We start from the raw sequence: 14597 nt of genomic DNA on the forward strand, positions 1-14597 counted from the left end.
TGTTAAGGAGGCGTTATGGCCATGCAGATTCATTTTTCAGTAAATCAGAGGTTACCGGCAATCGGGCAGGGGACCTGGGCGATGGGCGAGCAGGCGTTGCAGCGCCGGAACGAAGTTCATGCCCTGCAGGCAGGTATCGATCTGGGCCTGAAATTAATCGACACGGCTGAAATGTACGCCGAGGGCGGCGCGGAACGAATCGTTGGCGAAGCGATTAGCGGCCGACGCGCTGACGTTTTTCTCGTCTCTAAAGCCTATCCCTGGCATGCGGGCGGACAGCGCGCCATAGCGGCCTGTGAAGCCAGCCTCAAACGCCTGCAGACCGATTATCTCGATCTCTATCTGCTGCACTGGCGCGGCGATATTCCGCTCGAAGAGACCATCAGCGCCATGCAGCTCCTGAAGCAGCAAGGGAAAATCCGCCGCTGGGGCGTGTCAAATCTCGATTATGACGATATGCGGGAATTGACGGCGCTTGCGGGCGGCGCTGAGTGCGCAACCAATCAGGTGCTTTATCATTTAGCTTCGCGCGGCATTGAGTACGATTTGCTGCCCTGGTGTCAGCAACAAAACATGCCGGTGATGGCCTACTGTCCGCTGGCTCAGGCGGGGCGATTGCGAGAGGGATTGATGCATCATCCGGCGCTGCATCAGCTGGCCGCAGAGAAGGGCGTAACCGTCGCGCAGTTATTACTGGCGTGGGTGATAAGCCATAACGGCGTGATGGCGATTCCAAAAGCTGGCAGCGTAGCGCATGTGAAAGAGAACGCTGCCGCGCTCGATATATCCTTAAGTAACGAAGAGATTGCCGTGATGGAAAAGGCGTTTCCGGCACCGGGCCACAAAACGCCTTTAGCTATGGTCTAGCCGTTCTTTGCAACACGCAGCATTGCCGCGAGGCGCGCCGGCTTATCGGTGTCCGCTTTTTGTGACGTTGTCACGCAGGCGGTTTCCACGCAAACAAAAGTTTTGTAGCCATCGTCCGGCATATCGCCCATAGAGGCGGAAAGCGCCGGGCCCGGGTTCCAGCCTACTACGTTGCTGTGGTGGCGATGCTCAACGTCAATGTTGCGCTTCAGGCTTGCATCATGGATTACGCTGCATGCTTCTGCCGCCAGGTAAACGCGATCGGTGCGATCCGGGAAGGTTTGCACGCCGTCGGCCAGCTCACCTTTTTCACCGCCGAGCACCTTGTCGATATACGCATTGCCCAGGCCGCTTACCTTCACATCGGCAATATTGCCCACGTTGAAATAGGTATGCAGGGCGCTGGTGACTTCAAACTCACCGTGCGCTTCAAGCTCTATCTCGCAGGTTTCACCCAGCTTGTAACGCGCATACAGAGTGAAGTCATGCGGCCAGAGCTTACGGGTTTCATCATTGCTTTGCAGTTCGAACGTCAGCGAAACGCCGCTGGCATCTTCACTGTGCGCGCTCAGCGTCCAGGGCAAATTACGGGCGAAACCGTGCGCGGGCAGATCTTTATCCTCAGCCGGGCCAAACCACGGCCAGCAGAGCGGCACGCCGCCGCGCAGCGCTTTGCCATTTTTAAACGGCGTGTTGTCACTCAGCCACAGCACTTCTTCTTCACCGGCCGGTTTCCAGGAGAGCAGGTGCGCCCCTTGCAGAGCCACGGAGGCGCGTACCTGTGGATGATCGATAACAAGCACTGCCAGCTCGTCAAGCTGACGCCGGGAGATAACGGGGGTGATTTGTTCAATAACCGGAAGGGCAAAAATTTTAGTAATCATTGACTCAACCTTTCTATCGAATGCATGAATGCGAAAAAAAAGGCGACCGCATGGTCGCCCTTATGGATTAACTGCTCATCTCAACTTATTTGGAGATGTGTGCAATCAGGTCCAGTACTTTGTTTGAGTAGCCGGTTTCGTTGTCGTACCAGGAAACCAGTTTCACGAAGTTGTCGTTCAGTGCGATACCAGCTTTGGCATCGAACACGGAAGTGCAAACTTCGCCGTTGAAATCGGTAGAAACAACGTCGTCTTCGGTGTAACCCAGAACGCCTTTCATTTCGCCTTCAGAAGCGGCTTTGATGGCTTTCTTGATTTCTTCGTAGGAGGCTGCTTTTTCCAGACGTACGGTCAGGTCAACAACGGATACGTTAGGCGTTGGCACGCGGAACGCCATGCCGGTCAGTTTACCGTTCAGCTCTGGCAGTACTTTACCTACGGCTTTAGCAGCGCCGGTAGATGAAGGGATGATGTTCTGAGCCGCGCCACGGCCGCCGCGCCAGTCTTTGTGAGACGGGCCATCAACGGTTTTCTGCGTAGCGGTGGTAGCGTGAACGGTGGTCATCAGGCCTTCAACGATACCGAAGTTGTCGTTGATAACTTTAGCCAGTGGCGCCAGGCAGTTAGTGGTGCAGGAGGCGTTAGAAACGATGTCCTGGCCTGCGTATTTTTCAAAGTTTGCACCACGAACGAACATTGGGGTGTTGTCTTTGGAAGGACCAGTCAGAACGACTTTTTTCGCGCCGGCAGTGATGTGCTTACGAGCGGTTTCGTCGGTCAGGAAGATACCGGTAGCTTCGGCAACAACGTCAACGCCGATTTCGTTCCACTTCAGGTTAGCCGGATCTTTTTCAGCGGTAACACGGATGGTTTTGCCGTTGACGACCAGATGGCCGTCTTTCACTTCTACGGTACCGTTGAAACGACCGTGAGTGGAGTCGTACTTCAGCATGTACGCCATGTATTCAGCGTCTAACAGATCGTTGATACCAACGATTTCAATGTCAGAACGTTCCTGAGCAGCACGGAAAACAATGCGGCCGATACGGCCAAAACCGTTGATACCTACTTTGATAGTCATATATTCCACCAGCTATTTGTTAGTGAATAAAAGGTTGCCTGTAAAATTACAAAAACCTTACGCAGCGTCAAGCGGAATCGTGTCAATCATTGCGACAAATCAATCCTGTGGAGACCGGCCGTACGATAAATCCGCTTAACGTTTCCCTTTTGGCTGTTGACCATATGGGGATGAATTCGGGCATTTTAAAGGGCAGAAACAACAAAAATGTGATGTGAATCACAATTAGTGCCGCATCAGAAATTCAGGCCTAAGTTTAGAACAAAAAGCTGCGCGGCGTTGTTAATTTTTTGTTAGAATCATGCTGTTATCAGTCACTGCAGTTATTGCCCGAGGCCTACGCATATGGCTAACCAATTACCCCCTGATTCCGCTAAGAAAAACCTTAACGAGATGCAGTTTTACGTCACCCAACAACACGGCACTGAGCCACCGTTTTCGGGCCGTCTGCTGCATAACAAACGTGACGGTGTCTATCACTGCCTGGTCTGCGATGCGCCGCTGTTTATGTCCGAAACCAAGTACGACTCCGGCTGCGGCTGGCCGAGCTTTTACGAGCCGGTCAGCGAGACGGCCATTCGTTACATCAAAGATTTCTCACACGGCATGGAGCGAGTCGAGATCCGCTGCGGCAGCTGCGAAGCGCATCTGGGGCACGTTTTCCCTGACGGGCCGCAGCCTACAGGCGAACGCTACTGTGTGAACTCCGCATCGTTAAGCTTCACCGATGAGAAAGACGGCGAGCAAACGAAAGGGTGAAAAATCGATTCAGCCAATTATTCCACAGGAAGCAATCCGCATGATGAATCTGGATGAAATGTTGGCCGCGATGACGCCGGAAATTTATCAGCGTCTGGTGACCGCGGTTGAGTTAGGTAAATGGCCGGACGGCGTGGCGTTAACCCCAGACCAGAAAGAAAACAGTCTGCAGCTGGTGATGATGTGGCAAACGCGGCATAACGTTGATGCTCAGCATATGTCCATCGGCACCGACGGCAATATCGTGATGAAGAGCAAGCAGCAGCTGAAAGCAGAGTTCGGCATTGAGCCTGCGCCGATTGTGACGGTGAAGCTATAGTGATGCTCCCTCTCCCTGCAGGGAGAGGGAGGTCAGATTACTCTCCGGTCTGGATCCCCAGCGTTTGCGCAAGCTGCTTCGCTAGCTGGTTTTTATCGTCAGCGCCGTACTCCCAGAACATCGCGCCGCCCAATCCCTTACGCTTGATGTACTCCGCTTTAACCGCCACGGATTGTGGATTTTCATAAGAGATAGCAAAGAGATCTTTGCCCTCTGAAGACTTCACGGTCAGATAAGGCACCTTCGCATCCTCATCCCAGTGTTCCGTGAAGCGCTTCTGCGGATCGTTAAGCAGCTTGCTGACGATATCGTTATATTTGAAATAGCTGTCTTTAGTCAGATCTAAGCCGAATGACGCGAAGAGCGCTTTCTCCGGCGCGCCAAAATAAGGCTGCGTGACAGGATGCTTTGCCGCGTCTGGTTTATCCCAGTCGATGCCGGGTTCGGTGGCGCGCTTGGGTACGCGGCCATAGAAGCCGATGCCGAGGTTCATCTGCGCAGGCTTCAGGCCTGCCGCTATATAGTTGTTCACCACAAAATCCGCGCTGTACTTATCTGCGGCTGCAACCGTCGGCCAGGTTTTCGAATCGTACAGGTTGGCGTTGAAATATTGCGTGCCGTACGCCATGTCGTAGGTCATCAGATTAATGTAATCCAGCGCGGGGGCGATAGCTTTTACGTCCACCCATTCAGTGGGGCTTTTCACGTTGGCGCCCACGGCGATGGTCAGCAGCTTCTCTTTACCCAGCGCCTGGCGCAGCTCGTTAAGCAGGGCGGTGAAGTTGTCGCGATCTGCCTCAGCGGCATCCACCAGCCCCCACGCGCCGTTAATCGGATACTCCCAGTCAAGGTCGATACCGTCCAGCCCGTAGCGCTTAATAACCTCCTGCGCCGAACGGATAAAAATGGCTCTGCTTTCCGGGCTTGCCGCCGCCCCGGAGAAACCGCGTGCGCCCCAGCCGCCCACGGAAAGCAGCACCTTCAGCTGCGGATTCTGTTTACGCAGGGCAGAAATTTTTTCCAGATCGGCCATCACCTTAGGCGAAAGCCAGATTTGGTGCAGCTTAGCGGGATCTTTTAACGCCGCGTTGGTTTCACCTTTTTCATCGTTGTAGATAAGGCCAAACGAATAGTTAAGGTGGGTGATCTGGCGGACATCAAGCTTGTTAATGTCGCCTCCCGGCCCGGCCGTTACATCGCCGCCGCCGTTAAAGTAGCCGACTGAAAGATAAGTGTCTGCCTGTGCAGCACCGGTAAAAGCAAGCGGGAGCGCTGCCAGCAACGGCAGCAATGTACGCGTAAACTTCATGGCAATTCCTCTTTGACGGACAATATCGGTTAAAACCTACCGAGAGGCGAAAATCAGCTAAGCGCTGAATAAATAAGCAGGATGATTATGAGAGCGCTCTCAAAGAAGGGCGAGCGAATAAGGTTCAAAATGAGAGCGGAATCGAAAAAGAAGCAGGGCGCGGGCGCCCTGAAGGTTACTGACAGGAAAAATCGGCAAGCGTCATCAGCACGGCACCCGCCGCTGACATATCCTGGAAAGCCAGCAGGCTGTCCTGCGGCTCGATATTAACGCCACGGCAGCCGTCGGTAATAACCGTGACACCGTAACCTAATTTCAGGGCGTCCAGCACGGTAAACTTTACGCAGTAATCGGTGGCAAGGCCCAGCACGATCAATTCTGTTATACCGCGTTCGCGCAGCCACGCGTCCAGACCGGTTTTCTGGCGATGACCGTTATCAAAAAATGCGCTGTAGCTGTCGATAGCGGGGTTTTCGCCTTTATGAAACACGGCGTCGATAGCTTTAACGTTGAGCAAAGGATGCAGGGCGGCGCCTTCGGTATTTTGCACGCAGTGAACGGGCCACCAGGTTTGAGGTAAACCATCGAGCTCGCCCTGGGTATAAGGCTCGGTAACCTGCACGCTGGCGAAGCTGCCGTGATTAGCGGGATGCCAGTCCTGAGAGGCAACGATTGCCTCGTCACGAGCTTTACAGCGGGTAATCAGCTCGTTTGCCACATCAATCGTGCTGTCGCCTTCCGGCACGGCCAGCGCGCCGCCGGCGCAGAAGTCGTTCTGCAAATCGACCAGTAATAATGCACGTTTAGTCATTAGCTCTCCTTACTCATCGGGCGTTAACTCACCGCGCAGATTACGCGACATCGCTTCGCGGATGGCCTGCGCATCCAGACCCTGGCTTAGCAGATAGTGCAGTTTAGTCAGGGTTGCCTCCACCGTCATATCATAGCCGCTGATAACGCCAGCCTGAGCCAGGGCGTTACCGGTAGCGTAGCCGCCCATGTTCACTTTTCCGGACATACACTGGGTGAGGTTCACCACCACAATGCCCCGCAGGCAGGCTTCCTGCAGCTCCTGAAGAAATGCCCCATGCTGCGGCGCGTTACCCACGCCGTATGAACGAAGGATCAGCGCCTTAACCGGCTGGCGCAGGAAGTTACCAATAACGTTAGCAGAGATGCCCGGATAAATTGTCACCACGCCAATCGGCTGCGGCGTAATCGGATGAACGATAAGCTCCCCTTCGCCCTGCGGCGCGACCGGGGTGTTCAGGCGACGAATATGAATGCCCGCCTCGAGCAGCGGCGGCAGGTTAGGCGAGGCGAAAGCATCAAAGCCGTCGGCATGGGCTTTGGTGGTGCGGTTACCGCGATACAGACGATTATTGAAAAACAGGGTGACTTCGTTGATCGGGAAGTTCGCCGCCACATACAGCGAGTTCAGCAGGTTGATTTGCCCGTCGGAACGCAGCTCGGCAAGGGGGATTTGCGAACCCGTGACAATGACCGGTTTGCTGAGGTTTTCCAGCATAAACGACAGCGCCGAGGCGGTGAACGCCATGGTATCCGTGCCGTGCAGAATGACAAAACCGTCGTACTCATCGTAGTGCGCCTTGATGTCATCGGCGATGTGCTGCCAGTCTTCCGGCGTCATGTCCGACGAGTCCATCAGCGGCTGATATTCGTGGATGGTAAAGTCCGGCATCTCCTGGCGATGGAATTCGGGCATCAGGGCCAGCTGGCGCTGCAGGTGGCCGGAAACCGGAATGTAACCCTGTTCAGAACGCTGCATACCGATGGTGCCGCCGGTGTAGGCAACGTAGATGGATTTCTTTTGCATGTGTGAGCCTGAAGCTTTTTACGTAATGGGGGGCAGTATAGTGGCGCGGGGCAAAAAAATCAGCCCGGCGGGTGCCGGGCTGAAGGAGCGTTTAACGCACGTCGCCGCAGGTCAGGCAGAAGGCGTAACGGCTTTGCGGATCGTTCATCGTGCCGAACTTATCGTTTTGCGCTTTCACCGCCAGCGCCGCATCGGCCAGAGGCGCCGGCAGATAAGCCTGCAGGGCTTCTGGCAGCATGGCGCGTACGGAGCCGCTCATGCTGTTAAACACCATGTCGATAAAGCCCGGTTCATCCTGCCAGAAATTAAGGTGCCAGCTTGAAAGCTTCGCAAGCGCGGCCGCTTTTGCCACCGCATCGTCGAAATCGCCCAGGCTGTCCACCAGGCCATTGGCTTTGGCGTCCTGGCCGGTCCAGACATGGCCCTGCGCGATCCGATCAATCTGCTCTGGCGTCTTTTTACGGGACCCGGCAACCAGCGTGATAAAGCGCTTGTAGCCGTTTTCGATGGTCAGCTGCATCATCTGCTGGACTTCCGGCGGCAGCGCTTTCGTCACGGCAACGTCCGCCAGAGGCGAAGTAGCAACGCCATCGGTATGCACGCCCAGGTAATCCAGCGAGTTCTCAACGGTGTTGATAACCCCGAAGATGCCTATCGAGCCCGTAAGCGTGCTCGGGCTGGCGACGATATAGTTTGCCGGGGTAGAGATCCAGTAGCCGCCGGATGCCGCCATGCCGCCCATTGAAACGACGATCGGTTTGCCCGCCGCCTTCGCGGCCGCCAGCTCCTCGCGAATAGTTTCAGAGGCCGTTACGCTGCCGCCTGGGCTGTTCACCCGCAGGATAATGGCTTTCACTTTCGCGTCCAGGCGCGCCTCGCGGATTTGCATGGCGGTGGTATCGCCGCCCACTTGTCCAGGCGTCTCCTCGCCGTCCATGATGGCGCCGTTTGCGAAGATCACCGCAATAGCGCCGCCTTTTTCAGGCGCTTTCTTCAGCTGATAATCGTACATGCTGGTATAGCTGAAGTCTTTGTTCTCTTTGCTCCAGCCAAACTGCTTGATAAGCGCTTTATCAACCGTGGCGCTGGTGGCCAGTTCATCAACCAGTTTGTTGTCCAGCGCGTACTGCGCGGTATCACCGCCTAATTTTTGCAGATTATCAAGCAATGCCTGCGCGCCCGGGAATACCTGCTGCGGGGTGATTTCACGGTTCGCGGCGATAGTGCCGGTATAGTTTTGCCACAGCTCGCCAATCCAGCGGCTGTCCGCTTCACGCGCGGCAGGCGACATGTCGTCGCGAATAAACGGCTCAACGGCGGATTTATAGGTGCCGACGCGGAAGATATGGGTGGAAACCTTCAGCTTATCAAGCAAGGTCTTGTAATAGAGCGAGTTGGTGGCGAAGCCGTGCAGATCCACCATTCCCTGCGGAGAAAGCCAGATTTTATTGGCAAAGCTTGCGAGGTAATACTGCCCCTGATTATAGCTGTCGCCGGCGGCGTAAACCGGCTTGCCGCTGTCGCGGAATTCACGCAGCGCTTTGCCGATGTACTGCATGGAAGGCTGATCGGCCCCGGCGAACTCTTTCAGATCCAGCACGATGCCGGTGATATTACGGTCCTCTTTCGCCTGGCGAATCGCGTTGACGACGTCAAACAGGGAGTTTTCCTGCAGGCGGTCGGAGCTGGCGCCTAAAAGCTGGCGGCCAATCACGCCGAGCTTGTTGCTCACCGACGGCTTATCCACGACGACGCCGGTAATATCCAGCAGCAGCGCGCCCCGGGCAGGCTCAGAAGAGCTATTGCTGACCTGCAGCCAGATCCCCACGCCCACCAGAATCAGCAGGATCAGGAACAGATTGAGAATGAATTCTCGAATAAAATTAAGCCCACGCCAGGTCCACTTAAAAAAACCGGCAATAAATCGCCCAATGGTACGCATCTCTTCTCCGTAACCGTTAAAATCGCAAGCTGCCGTACGAAACCACAGCGAAAGTGTCCGCTATCCTAAATAGCCCCAGGGCAAAAGTCAGCAGGAAATCGGCCCTGTGCTGTAACAAAACCTCATGCTGTGTTAATTTTGAGAATAAAAATCATTACAGGAGTTATCAAATGGATGCACTCGACCTGGTACTTAACCGCCGCAGCGCTTCACGGCTAGCCGATCCCGCCCCGACCGGCGAGGCGCTGGAAAACATTTTCCGTGCCGGCATGCGCGCGCCGGATCACGGCGCTTTGCAGCCCTGGCGCTTCATCGTTATTGAAGGTGAAGGACGCGAGCGATTCAGCAAAGTGCTGGAACAGGCCGCGATAGCCGAAGCGCTGGACGAAAAGGGTATTGAGAAAGCGCGCAGCGCCCCGTTCCGCGCGCCTATGATTATCGCTGTGGTAGCGTATTGCGATGACGATCATAAGGTTCCGGTCTGGGAACAGGTGGTTTCAGCGGGTTGCGCGGTCATGGCCATGCAGATGGCGGCCGTTGCGCAAGGGTTTAACGGCATCTGGCGTAGCGGTATCTGGACCGAAAGCGAAGCCGTGCGCGAAGCGCTTCACTGCCGCGAACAGGATGAGGTAGTCGGTTTCCTCTATCTGGGCACGCCGCAGCTGAAAGCCTCTACCACCATAACGGTGCCCGACACCACGCCATTTGTGCGTCATTTCTGAACAAACGCCGCAAAGCTGTCTGGATTGTGAGCGAAAGCAGCGCAATTCAGACACGCAGACTTATCACCCTGTCGTTTGAGCGCTACCATAGAGCCCTGAAAGCCCAATGACAGGAGTTGTCCATGAGTGAGCAAACCGTTCGTTTAACGCAGTACAGCCACGGCGCCGGCTGCGGCTGTAAAATTTCCCCGAAAGTGCTGCAAACCATCCTGCATTCTGAGCAGGCGAAGTTTGTCGATCCAAACCTGCTGGTAGGGAACGAAACCAGCGATGACGCGGCGGTTTACGATCTGGGCAACGGCACCTGCGTGGTCAGCACCACGGACTTCTTCATGCCTATCGTTGACGATCCGTTCGACTTCGGGCGCATCGCGGCAACCAACGCCATCAGCGATATCTATGCCATGGGCGGCAAACCGATTATGGCGATTGCTATTCTTGGCTGGCCCATCAACATGCTGGCGCCTGAAATCGCCCGTAAAGTGATTGAAGGCGGGCGCTTTGTCTGTCAGCAGGCGGGCATTGCTCTTGCGGGCGGCCATTCCATCGACGCGCCGGAACCGATCTTCGGCCTCGCGGTCACCGGCATCGTGCCGACAGAGCGCGTGAAGAAAAACAGCTCGGCGCAGCCAGGCTGCAAACTCTATCTCACCAAGCCGCTTGGCATTGGCGTGCTGACCACCGCCGAGAAAAAATCTCTTCTGAAACCCGAACATTTTGGCCTGGCGGCCGACGTTATGTGTCAGCTCAACAAGCCCGGAGCGGAATTTGCTGAAATCGAAGGCGTCACCGCGATGACGGACGTCACCGGTTTTGGCCTGCTGGGGCACCTGAGCGAAATGTGTCAGGGCGCAGGCGTGCAGGCAGAAGTCTGGTTCGATAAAATTCCTAAGCTGCCGGATGTGGAAGAGTATATCGCCAAAGGCTGCGTGCCGGGCGGCACAGGGCGCAACTTCGCCAGCTACGGGCATCTGATAGGTGAAATGCCTGCTGCATACCGCGATCTTTTGTGCGATCCGCAAACCTCCGGCGGCCTGCTGCTGGCCGTGCGTACCGAGGCAGAACAGGACGTGGCGGCTATCGCGGAAAAAAATGGCATTAAGCTGACTGCCATCGGCGAGCTGAAAACCGCCCGCGCAGGCCGACCGATGATCGAGATCCGCTGATCTTATGCGGCTGTTTATTGCGGAAAAACCGAGCCTCGCCCGCGCCATCGCCGACGTGCTGCCTAAGCCGCATCGTAGAGGAGATGGCTTTATCGAATGCGGCAACGGCCAGGTCGTGACCTGGTGTATCGGCCACCTGCTGGAGCAGGCGCAGCCGGACGCCTATGACGGGCGCTATGCGCGCTGGAACCTTGCCGACCTGCCTATCGTGCCGGAAAAGTGGCAGCTGCAGCCGCGCCCCTCCGTCACCAAACAGCTTAACGCCATCAAAAAGCTGCTCTCGCAGGCCAGCGAAGTGGTGCACGCGGGCGACCCGGACCGCGAAGGGCAGCTGCTGGTGGATGAAGTGCTGGACTATCTGCAGCTGGCGCCGGAAAAACGTCAGCAGGTGCAGCGCTGCCTGATTAACGATCTCAACCCGCAGGCCGTTGAGCGGGCGATTTCACGCCTGCGCGCCAACAGCGAATTCATTCCGCTTTGCGTTTCGGCCCTGGCGCGTGCCCGCGCGGACTGGCTCTACGGCATCAACATGACCCGCGCCTATACCATTCTTGGGCGTAATGCAGGCTATCAGGGCGTGCTGTCCGTTGGCCGCGTGCAGACGCCGGTATTAGGGCTGGTGGTGCGCCGTGATGAAGAGATCGACAACTTCGTGGCGAAAGACTTTTTCGAGGTCAAGGCGCATATCGTTACGCCGGCCGACGAGCGCTTTGTCGCTACCTGGATACCGAGCGAGTCCTGCGAACCTTATCAGGATGAAGAAGGGCGCCTGCTGCATCGTCCGCTTGCTGAACATGTGGTCAACCGGATTGCCGGGCAGCCTGCCGTCGTTACCGCCTATAACGATAAACGGGAATCAGAGATCGCACCGCTGCCGTTCTCGCTCTCCAGTTTGCAGATTGAGGCGGCAAAACGCTTCGGCCTCAGCGCCCAGAACGTGCTGGATATCTGCCAGAAGCTGTATGAAACCCACAAGCTGATTACCTATCCGCGTTCCGACTGCCGCTATTTACCGGAAGAACATTACGCCGGACGCCATGCGGTACTGAACGCCATCAGCGTTCATCAGCCGGATTTACTGCCGCAGCCGGCGGTGAACACCGATATCCGCAACCGCTGCTGGGACGATAAAAAAGTGGACGCCCACCACGCGATTATCCCGACCGCGCGCAGCGCATCCGTCTCGCTTTCGGAAAACGAAGCGAAAGTTTACAACCTTGTCGCCCGGCAATATCTGATGCAGTTCTGTGCCGATGCGGTGTTCCGCAAATGCACTATCGATCTGGATATCGCAGGCGGCAAATTTAACGCCAAAGCGCGTTTCCTGGCCGAAGCGGGCTGGCGCACGCTGCTTGGCAGTAAAGAGCGCGACGAAGAGAACGACGGCACGCCGCTGCCGGTGGTGGCGAAAGGCGATGAGCTTCTGTGCGAGAGAGGCGAAGTGGTGGAGCGGCAAACCCAGCCGCCGCGCCATTTTACCGATGCGACGCTGCTTTCCGCGATGACCGGCATCGCCCGCTTTGTGCAGGATAAAGATCTGAAAAAGATCCTGCGCGCAACGGACGGTCTGGGTACGGAAGCGACGCGCGCGGGGATCATCGAACTGCTCTTCAAACGTAGCTTCCTGGTGAAAAAAGGACGCTATATTATCTCTACGGATGCCGGAAGGGCGCTGATTCACTCCCTGCCGGAGCTGGCCGCAAGACCCGATATGACGGCGCACTGGGAATCGACGCTGACGCAAATCAGCGAAAAGCAGTGCCGGTATCAGGATTTCATGCAGCCGCTGGTGGCCACGCTCCATGAGCTGATTCACCAGGCAAGGACCACGCCGGTTCGTCATGCCTTTAAGGGAATTAAGGCGCCGGACGACCATAAAAAGCCCCGTAAACAGTGGGCAAAAAAAGAGGGAAATAGCGATGCTAAGAAAAAGCCTGCTCGCCGCCGCCGTGACGCTGATGGTGAGCCTGCCGGGGATGGCGCAACGCCACCAGCCTGAGGTGGATGTTTCTGTGCCGCCGGAAGCGTTCAGCACTCAGGGGCAGCGTGTCGCGCCCTGCAGTCAGTGCTGTATCTACCAGGATCAAAATTACTCGGAAGGCGCCGTGGTGAAAGCAGACGGCGGCATCCTTTTACAATGCCAGCGCGATGAAAAAACGCTGGGCACTAATCCGCTGGTCTGGCGCCGGGTAAGGCCATAAAGGCCTCAAGCAGAGGAATATCCGCCGGAGCGAGGGCATACGCAAACGCTTCGGCGGGAGAGCACCACACCAGCCCGCTGTGGCAGTATGCCGTCAGCTCACCGCGAAAAGACGGAACGTGCCAGGCATGCAGATGAATAACCCTTCCTGATATTTCCCGCTGGTGGCTGGCAACGTAAACACCTACTTCAGCTCCAATTCCCAGCTCTTCCTTAAGCTCACGTATCAGCGCCGCCGGCTGCGATTCTCCGCGCTCCACCTTGCCGCCGGGAAATTCCCACAGCCCCGCCTGATCGCCGCCTTCCGGCCTTTGCGCCAGCAGAATTTTTCCGTCGCGCTCGATAATCGCCGCCACGACATCAAGGGTTTTTATCATTATGTTCCGTTCGCGCCGGCAGGCCGGCTTTAAAGCTTAAACTGCGCCCAGACCGGCGCGTGGTCGGACGGCTTTTCCATGCCGCGAATGTCGTAATCGATGCCCGTTGCGATGCAGCGCTCCGCCAGCGGTTTGCTTGCCAGCAGCAGATCGATACGCAGGCCGCGGTTGTCATCAAAACCTCTGGAGCGGTAGTCGAACCACGAGAATTTGTCCTGCGTTTCCGGGTTGGCGTGGCGGAAGGTATCCACCAGCCCCCAGTTGATCAGGCGGCCCATCCACTCGCGCTCTTCCGGCAGGAAGGAGCATTTGCCGGTGCGCAGCCAGCGCTTGCGGCTCTCTTCGCCGATGCCGATGTCCAGATCCGTCGGGCTGATATTCACATCGCCCATAATCAGCACCGGGTTGTCTTTATGCAGCGCGCTATCAAGGTAGTCCTGCAAATCCTGATAAAACTTCGCCTTCGCCGGGAATTTGGTTGGGTGATCCCGGCTTTCCCCCTGCGGGAAGTAGCCGTTGATGACCGTCAGGTTGCCGAGCGGGGAAGGGATTTCCGCCATGATGATCCGCCGCTGAGCTTCTTCATCGTCGCCGGGAAAGCCGCGACGCACGGCAACCGGCGTCTCTTTGGTCAGCAGCGCCACGCCATAATGGCCTTTCTGTCCGTGATAGAAGACGTTGTAGCCGAGCTTCGCGACATCCTCCAGCGGGAACATGTCGTCATGCACTTTGGTTTCCTGCAGGCCGATAACATCCGGCTGGTGCTGTTCGACAATGGCTTCAAGCTGGTGCGGGCGGGCGCGCAGGCCGTTGATATTAAAAGAGACAAATTTCATGGATCGCTGCCGTGGTGACAAATCAGGGTGGCGGGATGGTAGCAGAAAACGTTGATAAATGCTGCGGTTGTGTGATTTGCGGTAGGGGGAAGATGCAACATTTTTAGCGGGCGGCGCGTTGCTTACCCGCCCTGTGAATCCGTTGTAGGTTAGATAAGCGCAGCGCCATCTAACGATTATGACGGCATGGCGGCGCTGGCAGGACCTTAAAGAGAGCAATATCCGCACCAAAAATGCACATGCCGCGCCGCTGTGGTGCAAAAACGGCTAGCAAATCTCGGGGGCGATCACAAATCCA

Annotated in this window: 15 protein-coding genes; 7 read left to right on the forward strand and 8 right to left on the reverse strand. The window is 56.4% G+C overall.

Annotation, left to right across the window (positions count from 1 at the left end):
• The first annotated feature begins 21 nt into the window (after positions 1 to 21).
• Complete coding sequence (locus WLO31_RS08575) at positions 22 to 867, forward strand: aldo/keto reductase (RefSeq protein ID WP_435930560.1); 846 nt, start codon at positions 22 to 24, stop codon at positions 865 to 867.
• Here WLO31_RS08575 and WLO31_RS08580 read toward each other — a convergent pair.
• Together WLO31_RS08580 and gapA are read right to left on the reverse strand one after the other, a co-directional pair.
• Positions 864 to 1751 (reverse strand): D-hexose-6-phosphate mutarotase, encoded by an 888-nt coding sequence (locus tag WLO31_RS08580; RefSeq protein WP_435930028.1) that lies wholly within the window; start codon positions 1749 to 1751, stop codon positions 864 to 866. The genes WLO31_RS08575 and WLO31_RS08580 overlap by 4 nt on opposite strands.
• Before the next feature lie 85 nt (positions 1752 to 1836).
• Complete coding sequence (gene gapA / locus WLO31_RS08585; protein ID WP_435930029.1) at positions 1837 to 2832, reverse strand: glyceraldehyde-3-phosphate dehydrogenase; 996 nt, start codon at positions 2830 to 2832, stop codon at positions 1837 to 1839.
• A 345-nt stretch (positions 2833 to 3177) separates the two neighbouring features.
• Between gapA and msrB the strand changes: the two genes are divergently transcribed.
• Together msrB and WLO31_RS08595 are read left to right on the forward strand one after the other, a co-directional pair.
• Complete coding sequence (gene msrB / locus WLO31_RS08590) at positions 3178 to 3591, forward strand: peptide-methionine (R)-S-oxide reductase MsrB (RefSeq protein ID WP_435930030.1); 414 nt, start codon at positions 3178 to 3180, stop codon at positions 3589 to 3591.
• Positions 3592 to 3634: 43 nt separating this feature from the next.
• The gene (locus WLO31_RS08595; RefSeq protein WP_435930561.1) at positions 3635 to 3910 is read left to right on the forward strand and encodes a YeaC family protein; all 276 of its coding nucleotides are present in this window, start codon (positions 3635 to 3637) and stop codon (positions 3908 to 3910) included.
• A gap of 37 nt (positions 3911 to 3947) precedes the next feature.
• Here WLO31_RS08595 and WLO31_RS08600 read toward each other — a convergent pair whose 3' ends face one another.
• The 4 genes from WLO31_RS08600 to sppA form a co-directional block, all read right to left on the reverse strand.
• Entirely contained in the window at positions 3948 to 5219 is a 1272-nt protein-coding gene (locus WLO31_RS08600; protein ID WP_435930031.1) for a glycoside hydrolase family 18 protein, read from the reverse strand.
• Positions 5220 to 5394: 175 nt separating this feature from the next.
• Positions 5395 to 6030: a bifunctional nicotinamidase/pyrazinamidase gene (gene pncA, locus WLO31_RS08605; protein ID WP_435930032.1), complete on the reverse strand. Its 636-nt coding sequence runs from the start codon at positions 6028 to 6030 to the stop codon at positions 5395 to 5397.
• 9 nt (positions 6031 to 6039) lie between these two features.
• Positions 6040 to 7056: an asparaginase gene (gene ansA, locus WLO31_RS08610; RefSeq protein WP_435930033.1), complete on the reverse strand. Its 1017-nt coding sequence runs from the start codon at positions 7054 to 7056 to the stop codon at positions 6040 to 6042.
• A gap of 91 nt (positions 7057 to 7147) precedes the next feature.
• The gene (sppA, locus tag WLO31_RS08615; RefSeq protein ID WP_435930034.1) at positions 7148 to 8998 is read right to left on the reverse strand and encodes a signal peptide peptidase SppA; all 1851 of its coding nucleotides are present in this window, start codon (positions 8996 to 8998) and stop codon (positions 7148 to 7150) included.
• A 170-nt stretch (positions 8999 to 9168) separates the two neighbouring features.
• Here sppA and WLO31_RS08620 point away from each other — a divergent pair, with 170 nt between their 5' ends.
• The 4 genes from WLO31_RS08620 (at position 9169) to WLO31_RS08635 (ending at position 13087) form a co-directional block, all read left to right on the forward strand.
• Positions 9169 to 9720, forward strand: a complete 552-nt coding sequence (locus WLO31_RS08620; protein ID WP_435930035.1) for an NAD(P)H nitroreductase — start codon at positions 9169 to 9171, stop codon at positions 9718 to 9720.
• Between the two features lie 122 nt (positions 9721 to 9842).
• Positions 9843 to 10886 (forward strand): selenide, water dikinase SelD, encoded by a 1044-nt coding sequence (selD, locus tag WLO31_RS08625; RefSeq protein ID WP_435930036.1) that lies wholly within the window; start codon positions 9843 to 9845, stop codon positions 10884 to 10886.
• A 4-nt stretch (positions 10887 to 10890) separates the two neighbouring features.
• Positions 10891 to 12885, forward strand: coding sequence for a DNA topoisomerase III (locus WLO31_RS08630; RefSeq protein WP_435930037.1), 1995 nt, complete (start codon positions 10891 to 10893; stop codon positions 12883 to 12885).
• Positions 12845 to 13087 (forward strand): DUF1496 domain-containing protein, encoded by a 243-nt coding sequence (locus tag WLO31_RS08635; RefSeq protein ID WP_435930563.1) that lies wholly within the window; start codon positions 12845 to 12847, stop codon positions 13085 to 13087. The genes WLO31_RS08630 and WLO31_RS08635 overlap by 41 nt, the downstream gene beginning before the upstream one ends.
• Here WLO31_RS08635 and WLO31_RS08640 read toward each other — a convergent pair.
• Positions 13053 to 13463, reverse strand: a complete 411-nt coding sequence (locus WLO31_RS08640; protein WP_435930038.1) for a pyrimidine (deoxy)nucleoside triphosphate diphosphatase — start codon at positions 13461 to 13463, stop codon at positions 13053 to 13055. The two genes, WLO31_RS08635 and WLO31_RS08640, sit on opposite strands and share 35 nt — an antisense overlap.
• A 29-nt stretch (positions 13464 to 13492) precedes the next feature.
• On the reverse strand, positions 13493 to 14299 hold the full coding sequence (gene xthA / locus WLO31_RS08645) for an exodeoxyribonuclease III (protein ID WP_435930039.1): 807 nt from the start codon (positions 14297 to 14299) through the stop codon (positions 13493 to 13495).
• Positions 14300 to 14597 lie beyond the last annotated feature (298 nt).

Source organism: Dryocola sharpae (genome assembly GCF_051307055.1).
In the GTDB taxonomy this organism is placed as follows: Bacteria; Pseudomonadota; Gammaproteobacteria; order Enterobacterales; family Enterobacteriaceae; genus Dryocola.

What these genes read in the sequence shown, in the direction of transcription:
- WLO31_RS08580 (WP_435930028.1), bottom strand. Translation starts at nt 1,751, where the DNA reads ATGATTACTAAAATTTTTGCCCTTCCGGTTATTGAACAAATCACCCCC.
- WLO31_RS08600 (WP_435930031.1), bottom strand. Translation starts at nt 5,219, where the DNA reads ATGAAGTTTACGCGTACATTGCTGCCGTTGCTGGCAGCGCTCCCGCTT.
- selD (WP_435930036.1), top strand. Translation starts at nt 9,843, where the DNA reads ATGAGTGAGCAAACCGTTCGTTTAACGCAGTACAGCCACGGCGCCGGC.
- gapA (WP_435930029.1), bottom strand. Translation starts at nt 2,832, where the DNA reads ATGACTATCAAAGTAGGTATCAACGGTTTTGGCCGTATCGGCCGCATT.
- ansA (WP_435930033.1), bottom strand. Translation starts at nt 7,056, where the DNA reads ATGCAAAAGAAATCCATCTACGTTGCCTACACCGGCGGCACCATCGGT.
- WLO31_RS08635 (WP_435930563.1), top strand. Translation starts at nt 12,845, where the DNA reads ATGGTGAGCCTGCCGGGGATGGCGCAACGCCACCAGCCTGAGGTGGAT.
- WLO31_RS08630 (WP_435930037.1), top strand. Translation starts at nt 10,891, where the DNA reads ATGCGGCTGTTTATTGCGGAAAAACCGAGCCTCGCCCGCGCCATCGCC.
- WLO31_RS08640 (WP_435930038.1), bottom strand. Translation starts at nt 13,463, where the DNA reads ATGATAAAAACCCTTGATGTCGTGGCGGCGATTATCGAGCGCGACGGA.
- WLO31_RS08620 (WP_435930035.1), top strand. Translation starts at nt 9,169, where the DNA reads ATGGATGCACTCGACCTGGTACTTAACCGCCGCAGCGCTTCACGGCTA.
- pncA (WP_435930032.1), bottom strand. Translation starts at nt 6,030, where the DNA reads ATGACTAAACGTGCATTATTACTGGTCGATTTGCAGAACGACTTCTGC.
- WLO31_RS08595 (WP_435930561.1), top strand. Translation starts at nt 3,635, where the DNA reads ATGAATCTGGATGAAATGTTGGCCGCGATGACGCCGGAAATTTATCAG.
- sppA (WP_435930034.1), bottom strand. Translation starts at nt 8,998, where the DNA reads ATGCGTACCATTGGGCGATTTATTGCCGGTTTTTTTAAGTGGACCTGG.
- WLO31_RS08575 (WP_435930560.1), top strand. Translation starts at nt 22, where the DNA reads ATGCAGATTCATTTTTCAGTAAATCAGAGGTTACCGGCAATCGGGCAG.
- xthA (WP_435930039.1), bottom strand. Translation starts at nt 14,299, where the DNA reads ATGAAATTTGTCTCTTTTAATATCAACGGCCTGCGCGCCCGCCCGCAC.
- msrB (WP_435930030.1), top strand. Translation starts at nt 3,178, where the DNA reads ATGGCTAACCAATTACCCCCTGATTCCGCTAAGAAAAACCTTAACGAG.